We start from the raw sequence: 18,357 nt of genomic DNA, 5'->3' as shown, positions 1-18,357 counted from the left end.
GTCCGCACGGGGCATGGATGTACCCATGACGCACAAACGCAGTGCCGGACTGCTCCTCTTCCGGCGGACCGGTCCGGAGCCGGAGCCCGGCGTCGAGGTACTCCTCGGACATATGGGCGGCCCGCTCTGGGCCGGGCGGGTGACCGGGGACTGGGCCATCCCCAAGGGTGAATACGGACCGGAGGAGACTCCGCGGGACGCGGCCCGCCGCGAGTTCACCGAGGAGATCGGGCTGCCCCCGCCGGAGGGCGAGTACCTCCCGCTGGGCGAGGTACGTCTGACCAGCGGAAAGCTGGTGACCATCTGGGCGGTGGAGGCGGATCTCGACCCCGCGCTCATGGTGCCCGGAACCTTCTCGATGGAGTGGCCTCCGCACTCCGGGAACGTCCAGGAGTTCCCGGAGCTGGACCGGGTGGCCTGGTTTGCTCCGCCAGTGGCGCAAAACATGCTGATGCCCTCCCAACTCCCCTTCCTGGAGAGACTGTTGGAGCTCCTGAAGGTTTGACCCACACTTGCACTTGCCAACACCCTTACCTGCATGGACATTGCACACATGACGAACGTCGTGCTGGTGGGAACCCTGGACACCAAGGGTGTGGAGTACGGCTGGCTGCGGGAGAGGCTGCTGCGCGCCGGCGTCGAAGTGGTACTGGTCGACACAGGAATCATGGGCGAACCCCGGGTGCCCGCCGACGTGCCGCGTGACGCGGTGGCCCGGGCGGCCGGAACGGAACTGTCGGAACTGCGCACGGCCGCCGACCGGGGTGCGGCCGTGACCACCATGGCGAGGGGCGCGGAGGCGACCCTCTTACGCCTGCACGCCGAGGGCAGGCTGCACGGGGTGCTCGCCGTCGGCGGGAGCGGCGGCACCTCCATCGCCACCCGGGCGATGCGCGCCCTGCCGCTCGGCGTACCGAAACTGATGGTCTCGTCCATGGCGTCCGGGGACGTCCGCCCGTACGTGGGCTCCTCGGACATCACCATGATGTACAGCGTGGTGGACATCGCGGGGATCAACAGCATCTCCGCTCCGGTCCTGGCGAACGCCGTGGCGGCGATCACCGGGATGGCCCGGGCCTACGCCCGCGCTTGCGCGGAGGGCCACCCGCCCCGGCTGGGCGCGGGCGGCCGCCCCCTGGTCGCGGCGAGCATGGCGGGCGTGACCACGGCCGGGGTGGACGCGGCGCGCGAGCGGCTGACGGAACTCGGCTACGAGGTGCTGGTCTTCCATGTCAGCGGCACCGGCGGCCGCACCCTGGAGACCCTGGCCGGCCAGGGGATCTTCGCCGGCGTCCTCGACCTCACCCTCAGCGAGCTCGCCGACGACCTGTGCGGGGGCATCCTCACCGCGGGCCCGGACCGGCTCAGCGCCGCCGGCCGGGCCGGAATCCCGCAGGTGGTGAGCCTGGGGGCGCTGGACATGGTGAAGTTCGGCCCGCTGGAGAGCCTGCCCCGGCAGGTCCGCGACCGGGGCGTCCACGTCCACAATCCGTCCATCACGGTGACCCGTACGACCGTGGCCGAATGCGCGGAGCTCGGCCGCCGGGTCGCCGCCAAACTGCGCGCGGCGAACGGCCCCACGGCAGTCTGCGTCCCGCTCCGTGGACTGTCCACGCTCGGCGCGCCGGGCGGGCCGTACCATGACGCCGGCGCGGACCGGGCCCTGTTCTCGGCGCTGCGCGAGGGGCTGCGGGGCAGTGCCACCAGGCTCTACGACTACGACACACACATCAACGATCCGGCCTTCGGGCGGGCGGCGGCCGACCGGCTGCACGCCATGATCGGGGCCCTGTCGGCCGCGGCCTGAGCCGTCCGCCGTGGTTGGGAACCGGCCACGGCGGAAACCACGTCCCAGGGGGCGTCCGGTCCGGGGAGGGCCGGTGGACGCCGGTCCGGGACCGGTCGTCCGAGCGAGGCGGCGCCACACGGCAGGCAGGGGGCAGGAACGATGAACGACACGCGGGCGGCATGGTCGGTCCCCGGCTACACCGAGGTCCGTGAGCTCGGGTCGGGCGGCAGCGGCCGCGTGGTCCTCGCCGTCCACGACGGCACGGGCACCCCGGTCGCGGTGAAGTACCTCAGCGACCGGCTGCGCCAGGATCCGGCGTTCGTCGGGGAGTTCCGGGCCGAGGCCCGCCTCCTGGGCGGGCTGGAGACCCCGTACGTGGTCAGGCTGTACGAGTACGTGGAGGCGTCCGGCGGCGCGGCCATCGTCATGGAGCTGGTGGACGGAATCTCCCTGCGCGCTCTGCTGAAGCAGTCCGGGCGGGCCGACGCCGAGGCCGCGCTGGTGGTCCTCAAGGGGTCCCTGCTGGGGCTGGCGGCGGCGCACCGGGCGGGCGTCGTCCACCGGGACTACAAGCCGGAGAACGTCCTGGTCGCACCGGACGGCTCGTCGAAGCTGGTGGACTTCGGGATCGCGGCGAACCGGGGCAGCACGCCCGGCGTGGCCGGAACCCCCGCCTACATGGCCCCCGAGCAGTGGCAGGGCCGGCCGGCCTCACCCGCGGCCGACGTGTACGCGGCGACGGCGACCTTCTTCGAGTGCCTCACCGGCCGCAAGCCCTATGACGGGGAGAACTTCGCCGAGCTCGCCGTCCAGCACATCGAGGCGCCGGTACCGGAGACGGAGGCGCCCGAGCCCGTCCGTCCGCTGATCCGGCGCGGCCTCGCGAAGGCACCCGAGCAGCGGCCGGAGAACGCCGAGGCGTTCGTGGCCGAGCTGGAGGGCGTGGCGCTGGCGGCGTACGGGCCCGAGTGGGAGGAGCGCGGGCAGCGCAAGCTGGCGGCGCTGGCCGCCCTGCTGCCGCTGCTGTTCCCCTCGGCGGGCGGCACGGCGGCGGGTACCACGGCGTTCGCCACGACCAAGGTGCCCAGTGGTTCCGGCTGGGCTCCGGGGCGCCGCGGCTGGCTCGCGGCGGGCGTGTCGCTGGTGCTGGGAACCGTGCTGGTCCTGACGACGGACGCGATCGGCGCGGCCCCGGACGCGGCTTCGGCGGTGAGCGCCTTCGCCACGACGAGCGCGGCCCCGCCCGGTTCGGCCTCGCCGAGCGCGAACCCGAGCCCGACGGACTCCGCCTCCCCTTCGCCGAGTCCGAGCCCCTCGGCGTCCCCGAGCCCCTCGCCGTCCGCGTCCCCTTCCACGTCCCCGTCGGCTTCTCCGTCGTGGCCGACGAGCCCCACCCCGAAGCCGACGGTGAGCTGGCCGCCCACGCCGACCCCGACACCGACGCCCACACCGACGCTGAAGGTCACGGACGTCTCCGTGTCGCTCAAGACCGGCGTCTACCGGGGCGATGCGACGATTTCGGTCACCTCCCAGGGCACCGGCTCGGTCACCGTGACGGTGGAGTGGTTCCTGGGCGGCGCGCAGGGCTCCTACTCCGTCGCCGACGGCACGGAGTCGTTCGTCGTCCCGGCCGGCTCGACGGCCACCCAGGTCAGGTCCCACACCTTCGCGCGCGACCGCGGCTGCTACGGCGGGGTCCGGGTCACCACCAAGCCCACCGCCGGGAACAAGTCCGCGTCGGCCTCGCAGTACCTGCTCCGCTGCCAGGAGGTGCCCCGATGAGCGGTTCCGGCGCCCCCGAGGGTGACGACTACAGCGCCACCGTCCTCGGCAGCCACTGGTTCAGCGGTCCCCCGGACGCGACCAAGAGGATGGCTCCCGAGGAGGTGGTCCCCGACCGGGTCGAGGGCTCCGTGCTCCGGTTCGGGCCGGGGGTCACCGCGGCCATGCCCGCGCCGTTCCCCGTCGACGTCTCGATGGCCGTCGTACCTCCGTCCCGGCGGCGCCGCCTGGCCGGTCTGCGGCGGTACGCCCTCGCGGCGCTCGTCCTGGCCGCGGTCCTCGCGTACCTCGGGTGGCAGCGGCTGGGGCCCGGCATCGAGGTCCGGGACGTGGCGGTGAATACCGATCCCAAGGGCCCGGCCTGTGACGCGGCGGCCGATGTGGTGGCCGTGGTGGCGACGAACGGGCGCCCGGGCATCCTCACCTACCGGTGGGTGCGCAGCGACGGCACCCGGTCCGAGCAGCTGACCGAGCGGGTACCGCGCGGGCAGCGGGAGGCCCGGCTGCACCTGCTGTGGACCTTCCAGGGCAAGGGGAGCTACCCGGCGAAGGCGGAACTGCAGCTGGTGTCGCCCGGTCGGCGCACGGCCGCGGTGGACTTCACGTACCGCTGTACCCCGTAGCGGGCACGGCCGCGGTGCCGGGCAGCCTGATGACGGCGAGTCCGCCGTCGAGGTCGACCCGGGTGCGCGGCGGCGCGCCGTCCTCCTCGTCGTCGCGCATGACGAGGGCGCTCTGCCGCTCCTTGAGCTCGTTCTGCTTGCCGGGCGAGAAGCTGGCGTGCAGTTGCTCGAAGCCGGTGGCGGATATCTGCCCCTGGCGGCCGTTCCACCGCCAGGGCAGCAGCCCGGCGCGGCCCGCGCGGACCAGTGCCAGGTCGAGGAAGGCCATGGCGGTGAGCACCAGAGCCAGCCCGGGAAGGGTCATGAAGATGACGAAGCCCATGCGGCGACGGTAGCCGAAGCGGCGGCCGCGGCCGCGCGGGAAGGCCCGCGGCCCCTTCGGGGAGTGGCCGCGGGCCGTTTCGCATTCCGCCCCCGCCGCAACCGGGGGACGGAAGTCAGGGGGCTCCGACCGGGGTCAGAACCGGGCGTGCGCGGTGATGTCCGCCTCGAACTCGCCCGTCATCGCCGGGGTCACCGTCGGCCGGCACTGCCGGACCGCCGCCAGGTGGTCCTCCGTGGTCGCGCCCAGCTGCGCGGCCGCCGCGCCCCGCGCGCCCACCGCCTCCAGGTCCCGCTCGAAGGACACCTGCGCCGCGATCCGCGCCGCGTGCTCGATGTCGGCCGGCGTGAACAGCTCGGTGGCCGCCACCAGGGCGTTCACGTCGACGTCGGCGCGGCCCGCCGTGTAGCGGGACCAGATGGCGGCGCGCGCCCCGGCGTCCGGGGTGCCGATCGGTATGAGGTAGTCGAAGCGCCCGGGCCGCAGGAAGGCCGGGTCGAGGGAGCGGATGGAGTTCGTGGCGCACACCAGCAGCCGCTCGTCGCCCTCCCGGAAGCCCGGTATCAGCTTCAGCAGCTCGTTCGTCACCCCGTGGATCCCGCCGGGCTGCGCGGGCTCGGTGCGCACCGGTGCGATCTCCTCGACCTCGTCGATGAAGACCAGTACGCGCTCCAGCTCGGCGATCCGGGCGAACGCGTCGCGCAGCGCGGCGGCCAGGTTGCCCTCGTCCGCGAGGCGGGAGGGCAGCAGTTCCACGAAGGGCCAGCCGAGCCGGGAGGCGATGGCCCGGGCGAAGGTGGTCTTGCCGGTGCCGGGCGGGCCGAAGAGGGTGATGGCGCGCGGCGGCCGCACCCCGTGCGAGGCGGCCCGCTCCGGCTCGGCGAGCGGGAGCACCACGCGCCGCTCGATGAGGTCCTTCTCCTTCTCCATGCCGGCGACCTTGGTCCACAGGTCGTTCGGCAGGAAGCGGCCGCCGAGGTCGTCGAGGAGGCCCGCGGCCGGGCCGTGCAGCGGCTCGGTCTTCTCGAAGTACGCGACGGCCGGCTGCCGGGTGTATCCGGCGTTGAGGAGGCCCTCACCGAGCATGTCCTCCTCGGGCAGGACGTACGCGATGCGGCCGACGCGCGCGGCGATGAGCCGTCGCTCCAGTTCGACGAGCAGGGCGCTGGCCAGACCCCGGCCGCGCCAGCCGGCGGCGATCGCGATGCGCATGACCCAGGCCCGTTCGCCGGTGACGCAGGCGAGCGCCGCGCCGATGGGGACGCCCTGGTGGACGGCGACCACACAGGGCTGGCGGTCGGTCAGCGCGCTGATGCACTCGGCGAGCGAGAAGACGGACTCCTGTCCGAGCTCGGCCGTGGTGTCGATCAGGTGGACCACCGCTGCGAGATCGCTCTCGCGGTAGTCGTGGATGAGCCAGTTCACCGGGTACCGCCCCTCGTTCGTGCTCCTGCGGCGAGGCTAGGGGCGGGGGGCTGCACGATCACGCTCCGTGGTGCACAACACCGGGTCCGGAAACCGTCCGTGGCGTCCATAGACTGGTGCTTTCCGCCGACGCCCCGCACCGAGGATCCGCGCACCTTCATGCCTTCCGACATATCCGCCATATCTGAATCCCGAAGTCGGCGCGTCGTGGTGTGGCTGGTCCCCCTGCTGTGGACCCTGGGGCTCGGTCTGTGGGGGCTCTCCCGGCAGGACAGCGTGTGGCGGGACGAGGCGGCGACCTGGCAGGTGGCCGGGCGGTCGGCGGGTGAGATATGGGCGATGCTCGGACACGTGGATGCCGTGCACGGGCTCTACTACCTGCTGATGCACTGCCTTTTCGAGGTCTTCGGGGCGAGTACGGCGACCCTGCGGCTGCCGTCGGTGCTGGCCGTCTCGGCCACCGCGGCGTGCGTGGCGCTGATCGGGCGGCGTCTGGCCGGGTTCTGGGCGGGCCTCGGCGGCGGGCTGGCGCTCGGGCTGCTGCCCGCGGTCCAGTTCTACCTCCAGGAGGGCCGCCCGTACGCGCTGGTCGCGGCGGGGGCCGGGCTCTCCACACTGCTGCTGGTCTCGCTCCTGGAGCGCGGGCCGGGCCGGCGGGCCTGGCCGTGCTGGGCGGCGTACGGGATCACCGTGCTGGTGTGCGCCCTGCTGAACTGGCTGTCCCTGCTGGTCCTGCCCGCGCACGCGGCGACCCTGGGGTGGGCGCGGGCCGGGCGGCGGGTGTGGCTGTGCTGGGCGGCGTACGGTTCGGGCGCGGTGGCGGGGGCGCTGCCGCTGATCCTGTTCAGCCGCGGCCAGTCCGACCAGGTGTCGTGGATACCGCCGCTGGACTGGCCCATGCTGGTCGGGCCGGGGATCCTCCTGGCGGTCGGCGGGCTGGGCGCGTGGGCGGACCGGCCCAAGCGGTCGGTCCGGCCGGACCGCAAGGCACTGTCGGTGGCCGCGGTCGGCCTGCCGCTGCTGGCGGTGCCGCAGCTCGGGCTGATCGGGCTGTCCCTGGTGCAGCCGCTGTTCCAGGACCGGTACGTGCTGTTCAGCATGGTGGGGCTGGCGCTGCTGATCGGCGCCGCGCTGGGTGCCGCCGTACGGGCCTGCGCGCCCCGCCTCCCGAGGGCGGCGGGCCTGCTGGTGCCGGGCGCGGTCGGGATTTCGGTGCTGGCCCTGCTGCCGGTGGAACTGGACAAGCGGGCCCCGGCCAGCCGCATCGACGACGTGCTCGCGGTGGCGGGCGAGGTGGCCGGGCTGAAGCGGGACGGGGACGCGGTGGTGTTCGTGCCGGCCGCGCGACGGGACACGGCGCTGGTCTCGCCCGGTGCCTTCAGGGGCCTGGCCGATGTGGCGCTGGCCGCGTCCCCGGCCGCCTCGGCCACCCTCAAGGGTGAGGAGGCGGACCCCGAGCGGATCCGGGCGGCGCTGCTCGGGCAGCGGCGGGTGCTGCTGGTGACGGACGCGGAGAAGGTGGCGAAGCCGCCGTCGGCGGAGCGGGACCGGGCCAAGGCGGCGGTCCTGCGGGGGCACTTCGCAGTGGTCGCGGACCGGCAGGTGCGGGGGCGCCGGGTGACGGTGTACGAGCGTCTCGGATAGCCGCCGATCGGCTGTCTACATCCGACATAGCGGGGCCTGTCCGGGCATGCCCCGGTCTTCACATGAGCTTCACAGGATTCACAGGGGATTCATACGGAACTCCATCCTCCGGACATAGGTTCGGCGGGCAGGGTGGAAAAATGATCCACTCCACGCTCCTCCGACCGGCCCGGCGCACCCGTGCGCGGCGGGCGTCCCGGATCCTGTTCGCCATGGCCGCGATGGCCGCGCTGGTCGGCGTGGACCTGCCCGAGGCCGCCGCCGGACCACCGCTCGGCGTCACCGCGTGGGCGCTGCCCGGCGCCACCACCGACCGGGTGGGCGCGCTCTTCCCGGGCGGGCAGGACGGCGGACATCACTGCACCGCCGCCGTGGTGCACAGCGAGGACGGCGATGTGATCGCCACCGCCGCGCACTGCCTGGAGAGCCCGGACACCACCGTCTTCGCGCCGGGCTACCGCGACGGCAAGGCCCCGTACGGATTCTGGAAGCTCACCGGCGTACACATCGCACCGGGCTGGACGGACGGGCAGGACCCGGACGACGACATCGCCTTCGCGACCGTGGCCCCGGTGGACGGCGGGCGGACCGGGACCGTGGAGGGCCTCGTGGGCGGTTTCCCGGTCGCCGCCGAGCAGCCGGACGACGCCAGGGTGACGATCATCGGCTATCCGCGGACCCTGGAGGCCCCGGTGCGCTGTGCGAACACCACCGGCCTGCTCTCCGCGACCCAGCGCCGGATCGACTGCCCGGACCTCACCGGTGGCACCAGCGGCAGCCCCTGGCTGGTGAACGGTGCACTGGCCGGGGTACTCGGCGGCTACGAGGGAGGCGGCAGCGTCCCGGAGATCTCGTACAGCGCGGTCATGGGCGAGGGGGCGGTGCGGCTGTACCGGGAGGCACGGTCCTGAGGCCTTGAGGCCTAGAGGCCTAGCGGCCTGCCGGGACACCGCCTAGCGGCGGGCCGGGATGCGTTCCGCGTCGGGTGCCGAGGGCTGGGCGGGGAGCCGGTCGATCGACGGGCCGCGCGGGGTGCCCGACCGAATGTCCTGCATCCCGCTGCGCAGCCGGTCGCGCAGGTGCCGGCCGAGCGGGCGTTCCACGAGCCGGTGGATGAGCCAGGCGAGCAGCAGCATCGCGGCGGTCACGCCGATGACGAGGGGTACGGGCGCCACGTCGCGGCGGAAGTGATGGATGAAGGTCAGCCCGGCCATCATGTGGATCAGGTAGAGCGGGTACGTGAGCGCTCCGGCGTGCGGGAGCCAGCGCCACCGGACGCCGTCGAGGGCGCCGAGCGCTATGGCCGCCATCAGGGCGAAGCCCAGCGCGATGACCAGATGGGCGGGCCAGGCGGGCGTCCGCTCGGTGGCGGCCCGGCCCAGGTTGACGATCATGCGGGCGTGCACGTAGTGCTGCGCAAGGAGGAACTGGACACCGACGACGGCCCACAGGACGGCGTTCGGCCCGAACCGGCGCATCAGGTAGAAGCCGATACCGGCGATGAAGTACGGGGATGAGGACGAGACCGCGAAGAAGGACAGCACGCCGTTGTCGGCAGTGGGTGCCACGACGCCGGCCAGGGTCCAGGCCGCGCAGAACAGGACGCAGTTGCGGTAGGTCACGCCGCGCATGACCACGATCGCGAACAGGACGTAGAACTTGAGCTCGACGAAGAGGGTCCAGTAGGCGTCGTCGATGTTCGGGACGCCGAGACCGGACTGGAGCATCGACAGATTCACCACGACGTCACTGAACGCCTTGACCTGCCTGACCTCGGACCAGGAGTACAGCACGAGGGTGGTGAAGGCGACGGCCGCCCAGTAGGCGGGGAAGAGCCGGGCGGCCCGGGACACCGCGAAGTCGCCCACCGTGCGGCCCCAGGCGCTCATACATATGACGAACCCGCTGACCAGGAAGAAGATCTCGACGCCGAGCCAGCCGTAGACGGCGAGCCGGTTGGCGTTCGGGAAGACGTCCGCGGGTGCTTCTCCCCAGGCGCTTTCGAGGGCGGAGTAGTGGTAGAAGAGCACGCCGAGCGCGGCGAGGACCCGCACTCCGTCGAGGACCGCCAGGCGCCCGCCGGGGACCGCTCCGGCCGACGCGCGGCCAGGGCCGCCCGCCCGCGACTCTCCGGCTGAACTGCGCGAGCTCATCCTCCGACCGCCCCCTCATATGTACGACTGTCCGATGACCGCCTTGGATCAGCGGAACCTTACAGCGCACCTCCGCGCAGCTCACATCGCCGGTCCGGGAGCTGGCGGGCACCCCCTACGTGAGAGCTGCCGGGGCCTCGAACCAGGTCGGCTCGTCGAGCAGGGCCCGGTGGATCCGGTCCAGGCCGAAGGGGTCCAGCGGCGGCAGCGCGTCCACCTCGAACCAGGCCACTTCGAGGGACTCGTGGTCGTTGGCCCGCGCCTCGCCGCCCGTCGCGCGGCAGCGGAAGGTGATGTCCTGGAACTGGCAGATGTCCCCGTTGGGGTAGGTCATCGGCTCCGTCATCTGGACGAGGACCACACGCTCGACGACACAGCGCACCGCCGTCTCCTCGTAGACCTCGCGCACGGCGGTCTCGGCGGGCTGCTCCCCCGGCTCGGCGATTCCGCCGACCACCGCCCACTGCCCGGTGTCGGAGCGCCGGCCGAGCAGCACCCGGCCGAGGTCGTCGAAGACGATGGCCGTGACTCCGGGCAGCAGGAGCAGCTGGTGCCCGGCGGTGGCGCGGATCTGGCGGATGAAATCGGGTGTGGTCATGTCCCGACCCTACGAGGCCGACGGACCGAATCCGGACTCAGGCGGCGCGGCGCGAGCGGATCCGGCGGTTCAGGATCCACCCGAAGCCGCCCGCGGCCAGCAGGAGCAGTACGTACTCCGGCAGCGGACCGACGACCGTGGCCGGGGTGCGGCCGGAGCGCAGCGGGACCTCGGCGACCAGCGCGTCCGCGGTGAACATCTTGGTCTGCGAGACGATCTTCCCGTCGGGGCGGATGACGGCGCTGACCCCGCTGGTGACGGGGACGAGGACGGTCCGGCTGTGCTCGACGGCGCGGATCCGGTCCATGGCGAGCTGCTGGTAGGTCATCTGGGTCCGGCCGAAGGTGGCGTTGTTGCTCGGTACGGCGATCACCTGGGCGCCGGCCTGGACGGTGGAGCGGACGGCGTCGTCGAAGGCGGCCTCGAAGCAGGTGACCATGCCGACGCCGGTGCCGGCCATGTCGAAGACGCCCGGGTCCTTGCCGGGACCGAAGTCGCGGCGGACCCGGTCCACGTCGGAGCTGAAGAGGCGGACGACGGAACGCATCGGGATGCGCTCGCCGAAGGGCTGGATCTTGCGCTTGTCGTAGGTCGCGGTGGGGCCCTTGACCGGGTCCCACAGGATCATCGTGTTGCGCAGTGGGCCCGTCTCCGGGGCCACCACGGCGCCGATGGCGACGGGCACGCCGATGGCCTTGACGGCCTGGTCGATGACGTCGTGGGCGTCGGGCTCGGCGTACGGGTCGAGGTCGGAGGAGTTCTCCGGCCAGACGACGAAGTCGGGCTTCGGGGCGCGGCCGGCCTTGACGTCCTCGGCGAGCTGGACGGTGCGCCGGGCGTGGTTGTCGAGGACGGCCCGGCGCTGGGAGTTGAAGTCGAGGCCGAGGCGGGGCACGTTGCCCTGGATGACGGCGACCACGGCGGTGCCGTCCTCGGCCGCGTCGGAGACCAGCGGACGGGCGGCGAGGCCCACGCCGATCGGGGCGGCGACGGTGAGCGCGGTCAGCGCGGCGGCGGTGCGGCCGGGGTGGCGGCGGGCGGTGCGCAGGGCCTCGTAGAGGCCGAATCCGCAGAGGGCGACGCCGAAGGAGAGCAGGGGGGTGCCGCCCAGGGCGGCGAGCGGGGTGAAGACGCCGTCGGCCTGTCCGAAGGCGAGCTTGCCCCAGGGGAAGCCGCCGAAGGGGGCCCGGGCCCGCAGCGCCTCGCCCGCGACCCAGACGGCGGCGGCGAACAGCGGCCAGGCCGGGAGCCGGCTGACCAGGGCGATACCGAGGCCGGTGAGGCCGATGAAGAGGGCTTCGAGGGTGGTCAGTGCCAGCCAGGGCACCGGGCCGACCTCCTCACCGGTCCAGACGAGGAGCGGCAGCAGGTAGCCGAGCCCGGCGAGGAGCCCGAGGCCGAAGCCGGCCCGGGCGCGGCGGCCGTGGAGGCAGCCGGCGAGCAGGGCGAGGGCGAAGGGGGCCAGCCACCACAGCGGGCGGGGCGGGAAGCTGAGGTAGAGCAGCACGCCCGAGAGGGCGGCGAGCAGGGCACGCAGCAGCCACGGCCCCTTCCGGTTCGCGGCGGACCGGGCGGTCGCGGGGGTCGTGGCCGTCTCGGCCCGGGGCCCGTCGGCGGACTGCGAGGGCTCGTTCCCTGTCGCGCGGGTGACACTGCTGCTCATCTGGCGGAGTGTACGTCCCCGCGCCTCGCCGAGGGGTAGGCGCCCGGCCGCGCTCCGCAGGTCACCTCTACCGGGTGAGGGCGCGCAGGTGGGCGCGGATGACGCGGACGGCGTTCTCCGCGTCGTCGACGGTGACGGTGAACCGCTTGCCGTCGGCGAGGACGAGGGCCAGGCCCTCGCCGCGCCGGACGATGATCGCGGTGCCCTTCTCGGGGCGCCAGCGGTGTCCCCAGCCTCCCCATTGCTGCGGGGTGATGCTGGGGACGAACTCGGCGGAGGTGACCTGCGTGAGCCGGATCCTGCGGCGGGGCACCCCTATGTGGCCGCAGCGCACCTCCATGGCCTCGGCGTCGACGGTGACGGCGACGTGCACGAAGGCCAGAGTGCCGTAGAGGATCAGCAGCCCGACGGCGAGGCAGCCGATCACGGACATGAGCAGCGGGATGATGCCCGCGGTCCAGGCGTAGTCGACGGCAAGTTCGACACCGAGCGCCAGACAGGCCGCACCGGCGGCGGCGAGCAGCCACTGCACGCGGTTGGTGGCGCGGCCCGCCCAGAGCGGACCCGGAGGGTGACCCGTCATGAGTAGCAGCGTACTCACGTTCCGCTTGCCCGCCACCGTCCCTCGCCCACTCGGTGCAGCACGGCTCCCGCACGGCGGACGAGCGCGTCGCGCAGGGCCGGGTGGCGGCCGGTCATGAAGCGGTGCAGGTTCCGGGAGGCGAAGGCGACGCGCTGGGCGCTGCGGCGGCGCTCGGTGTCGTACGCGCGCAGGGCGCCGGGCAGCCCGGCCGGTCCGGCCGCGGCGACGGCGCGGGTCAGGGCCTCGGCGTCGAGGAGGGCGGTGCAGGCGCCCTGGCCGAGGTTGGGTGTCATGGCGTGGGCGGCGTCGCCGACCAGGGCGATCCGGCCGTCGGCGACGAAGCTGGGGAGTGCGGGGTACAGGTGGCGCATCTCGTACCGGATCCAGGTCGCGGGATCGCTCTCGGCGAGCACGCGCGGGACGGGGTCGTGCCAGTCGGCGAAGGCCTCCCGTACCTCCTGGGCGGTGGTCGCCCCGGGGACGGCGGCGTACCAGTTGGTGCGGCCGGCCTCGACGGGGGTCATGCCGAAGAACCGGCCCGCGCCCCAGGTCTCGCCGTAGCGGCCGGTCTCGAATCCGGCGGTGCCGATCCAGGCGGCCGTCCCGACCGGGCGGGGGTCCGAGGCCCGGCCGAAGTGCGCCGTACGCACCGCGCTGTTGATGCCGTCGGCGCCGACGACCAGGTCGGCGGCGAGTGAGGCCGGGTCGGTGAGGTGCCGGCCGTAGGCGATCCGTGCGCCGCCGAGCCGGTCGAGCGCGGCGAGCAGCGCGTCGATGAGGTGGGGCCGGGAGATGAGCAGTTCGGGGCGGCCCGCCCGGCGCTCGATCCGTTCGAGCGGGAGGGCGGCGAGCACCGTCCCGTCGGGGCGCCGGATCCGGGCTCCCCGGTACGGGACGGCCCGCGCCCGCAGCGCGTCGCCGAGGCCGAGCCGGTCGAGCGCGGTCTGGGCGCTGGGGTGGATCCCGAAGGCGGTTCCGTAGCGTTCGAGCGCGGTGCGCCGTTCGAGGACGGTCACCTCCCAGCCCGCACGGCGCAGGCCGACGGCGGTGGCGAGTCCGCCGACCCCCGCGCCGACGACCACGGCCGTGCCCGCTCCGTGCCCCGGTTCCCGCCTGCTGGAGGTTCCGCTCATGGCCCGCCCCTTCGCCGCGCGACGACTATCACCACAGATGTGGTACTACATCTGTGGTACCACGGTTGTGGTTAGGGTGGCAACGTGAATCAGGACCGGAGGGACCGGCTGCGGGACGCGGCCATCGCCGTACTGGCGCAGGAGGGCGGGCGCGGGCTGACGCACCGGGCCGTCGACGCGGCCGCCGCCGTGCCGACGGGCACCGCCAAGAACTACTTCCCGACCCGCGACGCCCTGCTGCGGGCCGCGGCCGAACGCTGCGCGGAGCAGTACCGGGCGCTGGCGCAGACCCTGGCGGGCGCCGGGCGGGAGCAAGGGCCGGGAGCGGAGTCGGGACCGGGGTCCGGACCGGGACTCGGAGCGGTGCCTGCCGACGCGGCGCAGCTCGCCGCTCTGCTCGCGGGGCTGCTGCGCGACACGGCCGGGCCCGGCCGCATCCGCGTGCTGGCGTATCTGGAACTCCAGGCCGAGGCGGCGCGCCGGCCCTGGCTGGCCGCGCTGCTGGACCCGGTCGCGGCGGCGGATTTCACGGCGCACGCGTACCTGCTGCGCGCGGCCGGACTGGCGGCCGGGCCGGATCGGGCCCGCGCGCTGACCCTCGCCCTGCACGGCGCCATCCCCCACCTGCTGACCGGCGCCCCGGCGACCCTGGCGGCAGCCGGCCTGGACGATCTGGACCGCTTCACGCGCGAACTGCTGGCGTCCGTATGCGAGGAGGAGGCTCGGTGATCACCCGGCTGGACCGGGCCGTGGGAGCCGTCATCGGCTCGGCGGCGGGAGACGCGCTGGGGGGGTGTCTTGTCGGTCAGGCCGGATCAGGGAGCGGTGGTCGGTGCCGTGGATCGCAAGGCGGACGAGGGAGGCGACGCGGAGCGTCGCCGACCGAGGACAACGCGGCGAGGCGCGGTGCCGGGCGCCGCGAGCCCGGCCTGACCGGCAAGACACCCCCCAGGCGCCGTACGAGTTCGGGGCGGCGGGGGAACTGACCGCGCGCGGCGCGGAGATGGCCGGGGGCGGCGGCTGGGACCCCGGCGAGGCCACGGACGACACGCAGATGGCCGTCCTCGTCGCGGAGTCCCTGCTGGAGTGCGGCGGTCTCGAACTCCCCGACATCTTCGGCCGGTTCCGGCGGTGGGCGGCCGGGCAGCCCAAGGACATCGGGCTGCAGACCGAGGACGTGCTGACCAACGGCGAGTCCTGGGACCTCGCCGCGGCCCTGCACTTCCAGATCAACGCACGGGCGGCGGGCAACGGTTCCCTGATGCGGGCCGCCACCTCAGCGGTCTACTTCGCCCCCGCCGGGCGGGAGGGGACCATGGAAGCCGCCCGGCGGATCGCGGCCCTGACGCACGGCGACCGGGCCGCCTGGGAGGGAACCGCGATCCTGCACGAGCTCGTCCGCGTCGCCCTGGAAGGGGCCGACCCGCTGGCCGCGCTCCCCGCGACGCTCGCCGCGGTGCATCCGGGCCACCGCGAGCGCTACGGTCGTGTGCTCGCCCCCGACTGGCATCCGGAGCTGGCCACCGAGTTCAACGGGGCGGTGTGGCCGTGCCTGGGCTCGGCCGTGTGGGCACTGCGGACCACCACCGGCTTCGCCGAGGCGGTTCGGGCCGCCGTGGACCTGGGCGGGGACACCGACACGGTGGCCGCGGTGACCGGTGCCCTGGCCGGGGCCCGGTACGGCCAGGCGGCCGTCCCCGCCCGCTGGACGGCGGCGCTGCACGTGCCGCTGCCCGGCTTTGGGGACCGGGTCCTGGACGCGGACGACCTGCGTACGCTGGCTCAGCGGCTCGCGGCGGCCGGCTCCCGCTGAAGTTCCAGGCGCCGCCCCCGGAAGGACGCGCGCAGCCGCCGGTCGTGCGTGACGAGGACCAGGGTGCCGCCGAAGTGGGCCAGGGCCGCCTCCAGTTCCTCCGCCACGGCCGGGGCCAGGTGGTTCGTGGGCTCGTCCAGCAGCAGCAGGTCGAGGGGCCGCGCCACCAGCCGGGCCAGCTCCAGCTTGCGGCGCAGGCCGGCCGAGAGCGCGCGTACGGGCCGGGTGAGGTCGTCGGGGGCGAGCAGCCCGTCACCCGCCACCCGGTCGGCGTACTCCCGGCCGAACACCTCGACGACGGAACGCGGTTCGCGCTGCCACGGGTCGTCCTGCCGGAGCAGTCCGACCCGCGGCGGCGTCCGTACGCTGCCCACCGCGGGCTCCAGTTCACCCGCGAGCAGGTGCAACAGGGTCGACTTCCCGGCGCCGTTGGGTCCGGTCACCAGGAGCCGCTCCCCCGGCGCCAGCGTGAGCGAGACGGGCGCGAGCCGTCCCGGCAGGGCTGCTCCGGCGATCTCCACCACTCCCGCCGAGCCCTCGGTGAACCGGCCGGTGAAGACCAGCGGTCGCAGGGGCGGCTCGACCGGGCGCTCGCTCAGGCGGTGCAGCCGTTCACGGGCGGCGCGGACGCGGCTCGCGGCGCCGTGGGTCCGGGACCGGGCACGGAAGGCACCGGCTCCGCTGAAGCCGCGCGGGAGCTTCCGCGGGATCGCGGCGAACCGCCCGATGTTGGTGTCGGCGAGCCGCTCGGCGTCCCGCACCTCCTCGCGCCACTGCTCGTACTCCCGCTCCCGGCGGGCCCGTTCGGCGGCGCGGGCCGTACGGTAGCCCGCGTAGCCGTTGCCGTGGCGGCGTACCGTACGACCGTCCTGGTCCACTTCGAGGACGGCGGTCGTGACGCGGTCGAGGAAGAGCCGGTCGTGGGTGACGGCGACGACGGTGCCGCGGTGGGCGAGCAGATGGTCCTCCAGCCAGGCGACCGCCTCGTCGTCGAGGTCGTTGGTGGGTTCGTCGAGCAGCAGGAGTTCCGGCTCGGCGGCGAGGGTCGCCGCGAGGGCGAGCCGGGAGCGCTGGCCGCCGGACAGGGTGCCGAGCGGGCGGTCCGGGTCGAGCTCGGCGCGTTCGCCGAGGCGGTGCAGGGTGGCCGCGACGCGCCGTTCGGCATCGCGGCCGCCGCGCGCCTCGTAGGCGGCCAGGAGGTCTCCGTACGCGACGAGTTCCTCGGGGCCGGCCCGGTGGAGGAGGGATTCCGCGGCGCGGATGCGGCGTTCCAGGGTGCGCAGGTCCGTGAGGGCGAGGTCGACGGCCTCGCCGACGCGGGCGGCCGGCGGGAGGTCGAGGGTCTGCGCGAGGTGTCCGAGGCCGCCGGGGGCGGTGACGGCGACCTCTCCGTGGTCGGGGCGCTCCCGTCCGGCGAGCAGCCGGAGCAGCGTGGACTTGCCGGACCCGTTGTCCCCGACGACGCCGACCCGCTCGCCGGGCCGGACCGTACAGCTGACGCGGTCCAGGACGACGCGGGTGTCGTAGCTCTTGGTGACCTCGGACAGGACGATCCGGGTGGTGGCGAGTGGAGCACGCAAGGGCGATCCTCCTTCCAAGCGATACGAGACGGACCGCTCCGTCTCGTTACGCGGACAACCGTAGACCGGGTCCGGACCGCATGCAAGACGATTCGTCTCGCGGGGGGGGCGCTAGGGAGGGGTGTCTTGCCGATCAGGCCGGATCAGGGAGCGGTGGCCGGGGCGGCGCCGGGATCGCAAGGCGACCGAGGACACCGCAGCGAGGCACGATGCCCCACCGGCCACCGCGATCCCGCCTTGATCGGCAAGACCCCTACAGGCCGCGTCCGGGCTCCGTCAGCCGACGGGCGCGCTCTGGCCCGCGAGCAGCCTGCCTTCGGCGTACGCGAGCGCGGCGGCGGGCAGGGCCCCCTCGCGCCCGCTGCGCAGCACGGTCAGTCCGCCCGTACGCGGCAGGTCGGGCTCGGGCCGCAGCCCCAGGCGCCGCAACGCCTGGACGGCGACGGGCTCGGCGGAACCGTGGTAGACCAGCTCCGCCCCCAGGGTCCGCGCGGCGAGGGCGGCGCGGATGGGGCCCTCGACCAGCTCGTAGTGCGTACAGCCGAGCACCACGTCGGTGACGTCGGCCGGGGTCAGCGCGGCGGCCGCGGCGACGGCGGCCGTCACGGCGGCGTCGTCGGCCGCCTCCACCGCGTCGGCGAGCCCGGGGCAGGGCACCTCGGTGACCCGGGCCCCGGCGGCGAAATCACGGATCAGCCCGCGCTGATAGGCGCTGCCGGTGGTGGCGGGGGTGGCCCAGATCGCCACCCGGCCGCCCGCGGCCGCGGCGGGCTTGATCGCCGGTACGGTCCCGATGACCGGGATGGCCGGCTCCAGCTCCGCCCGCACGGCGTCCAGGGCGTGCACGGTCGCGGTGTTGCAGGCGACGATCAGCGCATCCGGGCGGTGCGCGGCGGCGGCCCGGGCGACGGCAAGTGCCCGCTCGGTGAGGTCGGCGGGGGTCCGTGGACCCCAGGGCATCCCGTCGGGGTCGGAGGACACGACCAGGTCCGCGTCCGGCCGCAGCCGCCACACCGCCGCGGCCGCTGCGAGGAGGCCGATTCCGGAGTCCATGAGCGCGATCTTCACCCGGCCACCTTAGTCGACCCCCGCCCAGGCAGAACCGAAAGCCCCCGGAGCGCCGGAGCGCGCGGAGAACAGCGAAGCCGCCCACCCCCGGGCCGGGATGCCGCCGCACACGCGCTCCGCGGCCGCCACTCCCCCACCGGGAACGCCCCGCATCCAGGCCGGAAGGCCCCCGCACCCCGGC

Annotated in this window: 16 protein-coding genes and 1 pseudogene; 8 read left to right on the top strand and 9 right to left on the bottom strand. The window is 74.2% G+C overall.

The annotated features are described in order from the left end of the window. The first annotated feature begins 25 nt into the window (after positions 1–25). The 4 genes from KO717_RS32395 (at position 26) to KO717_RS32380 (ending at position 4,194) form a co-directional block, all read left to right on the top strand. Positions 26–505 carry an NUDIX domain-containing protein gene (locus KO717_RS32395; protein ID WP_301373000.1) on the top strand — a complete coding sequence of 160 codons (480 nt, stop codon included), beginning with the start codon at positions 26–28 and terminating at the stop codon, positions 503–505. A 48-nt stretch (positions 506–553) separates the two neighbouring features. Then, entirely contained in the window at positions 554–1,807 is a 1,254-nt protein-coding gene (locus tag KO717_RS32390; protein ID WP_301374898.1) for a Tm-1-like ATP-binding domain-containing protein, read from the top strand. A 141-nt stretch (positions 1,808–1,948) separates the two neighbouring features. Then, complete coding sequence (locus tag KO717_RS32385) at positions 1,949–3,571, top strand: serine/threonine-protein kinase (protein ID WP_301372999.1); 1,623 nt, start codon at positions 1,949–1,951, stop codon at positions 3,569–3,571. Then, positions 3,568–4,194 carry a hypothetical protein gene (locus KO717_RS32380; protein WP_301372998.1) on the top strand — a complete coding sequence of 209 codons (627 nt, stop codon included), beginning with the start codon at positions 3,568–3,570 and terminating at the stop codon, positions 4,192–4,194. Before KO717_RS32385 ends, KO717_RS32380 begins: the two co-directional genes overlap by 4 nt. On the opposite strand, the gene KO717_RS32375 is transcribed toward KO717_RS32380, so the two are convergent. Together KO717_RS32375 and KO717_RS32370 are read right to left on the bottom strand one after the other, a co-directional pair. After that, positions 4,172–4,516 carry a DUF6191 domain-containing protein gene (locus KO717_RS32375; protein WP_301372997.1) on the bottom strand — a complete coding sequence of 115 codons (345 nt, stop codon included), beginning with the start codon at positions 4,514–4,516 and terminating at the stop codon, positions 4,172–4,174. The genes KO717_RS32380 and KO717_RS32375 overlap by 23 nt on opposite strands. Positions 4,517–4,651: 135 nt before the next feature. Then, a complete protein-coding gene (locus tag KO717_RS32370) occupies positions 4,652–5,941 on the bottom strand; it encodes an ATP-binding protein (RefSeq protein ID WP_301372996.1) in 1,290 nt (429 codons plus the stop codon). Between the two features lie 159 nt (positions 5,942–6,100). Between KO717_RS32370 and KO717_RS32365 the strand changes: the two genes are divergently transcribed. Then, a complete protein-coding gene (locus KO717_RS32365; protein ID WP_301372995.1) occupies positions 6,101–7,585 on the top strand; it encodes a hypothetical protein in 1,485 nt (494 codons plus the stop codon). Positions 7,586–7,725: 140 nt separating this feature from the next. After that, complete coding sequence (locus KO717_RS32360) at positions 7,726–8,496, top strand: trypsin-like serine peptidase (RefSeq protein ID WP_301372994.1); 771 nt, start codon at positions 7,726–7,728, stop codon at positions 8,494–8,496. Between the two features lie 42 nt (positions 8,497–8,538). On the opposite strand, the gene KO717_RS32355 is transcribed toward KO717_RS32360, so the two are convergent. The 5 genes from KO717_RS32355 to KO717_RS32335 all read right to left on the bottom strand — a co-directional run bounded on the left by KO717_RS32355 (position 8,539) and on the right by KO717_RS32335 (position 13,715). Further along, positions 8,539–9,738 (bottom strand): acyltransferase family protein, encoded by a 1,200-nt coding sequence (locus tag KO717_RS32355; RefSeq protein ID WP_301372993.1) that lies wholly within the window; start codon positions 9,736–9,738, stop codon positions 8,539–8,541. 115 nt (positions 9,739–9,853) lie between these two features. Next, the gene (locus tag KO717_RS32350) at positions 9,854–10,336 is read right to left on the bottom strand and encodes an NUDIX hydrolase (protein WP_301372992.1); all 483 of its coding nucleotides are present in this window, start codon (positions 10,334–10,336) and stop codon (positions 9,854–9,856) included. A 37-nt stretch (positions 10,337–10,373) separates the two neighbouring features. Continuing rightward, complete coding sequence (gene lnt, locus KO717_RS32345; protein WP_301372991.1) at positions 10,374–11,999, bottom strand: apolipoprotein N-acyltransferase; 1,626 nt, start codon at positions 11,997–11,999, stop codon at positions 10,374–10,376. Positions 12,000–12,066: 67 nt separating this feature from the next. Next, complete coding sequence (locus KO717_RS32340) at positions 12,067–12,582, bottom strand: hypothetical protein (protein WP_301372990.1); 516 nt, start codon at positions 12,580–12,582, stop codon at positions 12,067–12,069. A gap of 14 nt (positions 12,583–12,596) precedes the next feature. After that, positions 12,597–13,715 carry an FAD-dependent oxidoreductase gene (locus tag KO717_RS32335; RefSeq protein WP_301372989.1) on the bottom strand — a complete coding sequence of 373 codons (1,119 nt, stop codon included), beginning with the start codon at positions 13,713–13,715 and terminating at the stop codon, positions 12,597–12,599. An 84-nt stretch (positions 13,716–13,799) separates the two neighbouring features. Between KO717_RS32335 and KO717_RS32330 the strand changes: the two genes are divergently transcribed. Together KO717_RS32330 and KO717_RS32325 are read left to right on the top strand one after the other, a co-directional pair. After that, a complete protein-coding gene (locus KO717_RS32330) occupies positions 13,800–14,444 on the top strand; it encodes a TetR/AcrR family transcriptional regulator (RefSeq protein WP_301372988.1) in 645 nt (214 codons plus the stop codon). Positions 14,445–14,655: 211 nt separating this feature from the next. Beyond that, positions 14,656–15,528 (top strand): annotated as a pseudogene (locus tag KO717_RS32325) (ADP-ribosylglycohydrolase family protein); the annotation flags it as partial. Here KO717_RS32325 and KO717_RS32320 read toward each other — a convergent pair. Both KO717_RS32320 and KO717_RS32315 read right to left on the bottom strand, forming a co-directional pair. After that, positions 15,498–17,108: an ABC-F family ATP-binding cassette domain-containing protein gene (locus KO717_RS32320; RefSeq protein ID WP_437184605.1), complete on the bottom strand. Its 1,611-nt coding sequence runs from the start codon at positions 17,106–17,108 to the stop codon at positions 15,498–15,500. The pseudogene KO717_RS32325 and the gene KO717_RS32320 sit on opposite strands and share 31 nt — an antisense overlap. Before the next feature lie 276 nt (positions 17,109–17,384). Continuing rightward, positions 17,385–18,176 carry a glutamate racemase gene (locus KO717_RS32315; protein WP_301372987.1) on the bottom strand — a complete coding sequence of 264 codons (792 nt, stop codon included), beginning with the start codon at positions 18,174–18,176 and terminating at the stop codon, positions 17,385–17,387. Positions 18,177–18,357 lie beyond the last annotated feature (181 nt).

Source organism: Streptomyces xanthophaeus, from assembly GCF_030440515.1.
GTDB lineage: Bacteria > Actinomycetota > Actinomycetes > Streptomycetales > Streptomycetaceae > Streptomyces > Streptomyces kutzneri.
This window is presented reverse-complemented; position numbering and strand designations above follow the sequence as displayed.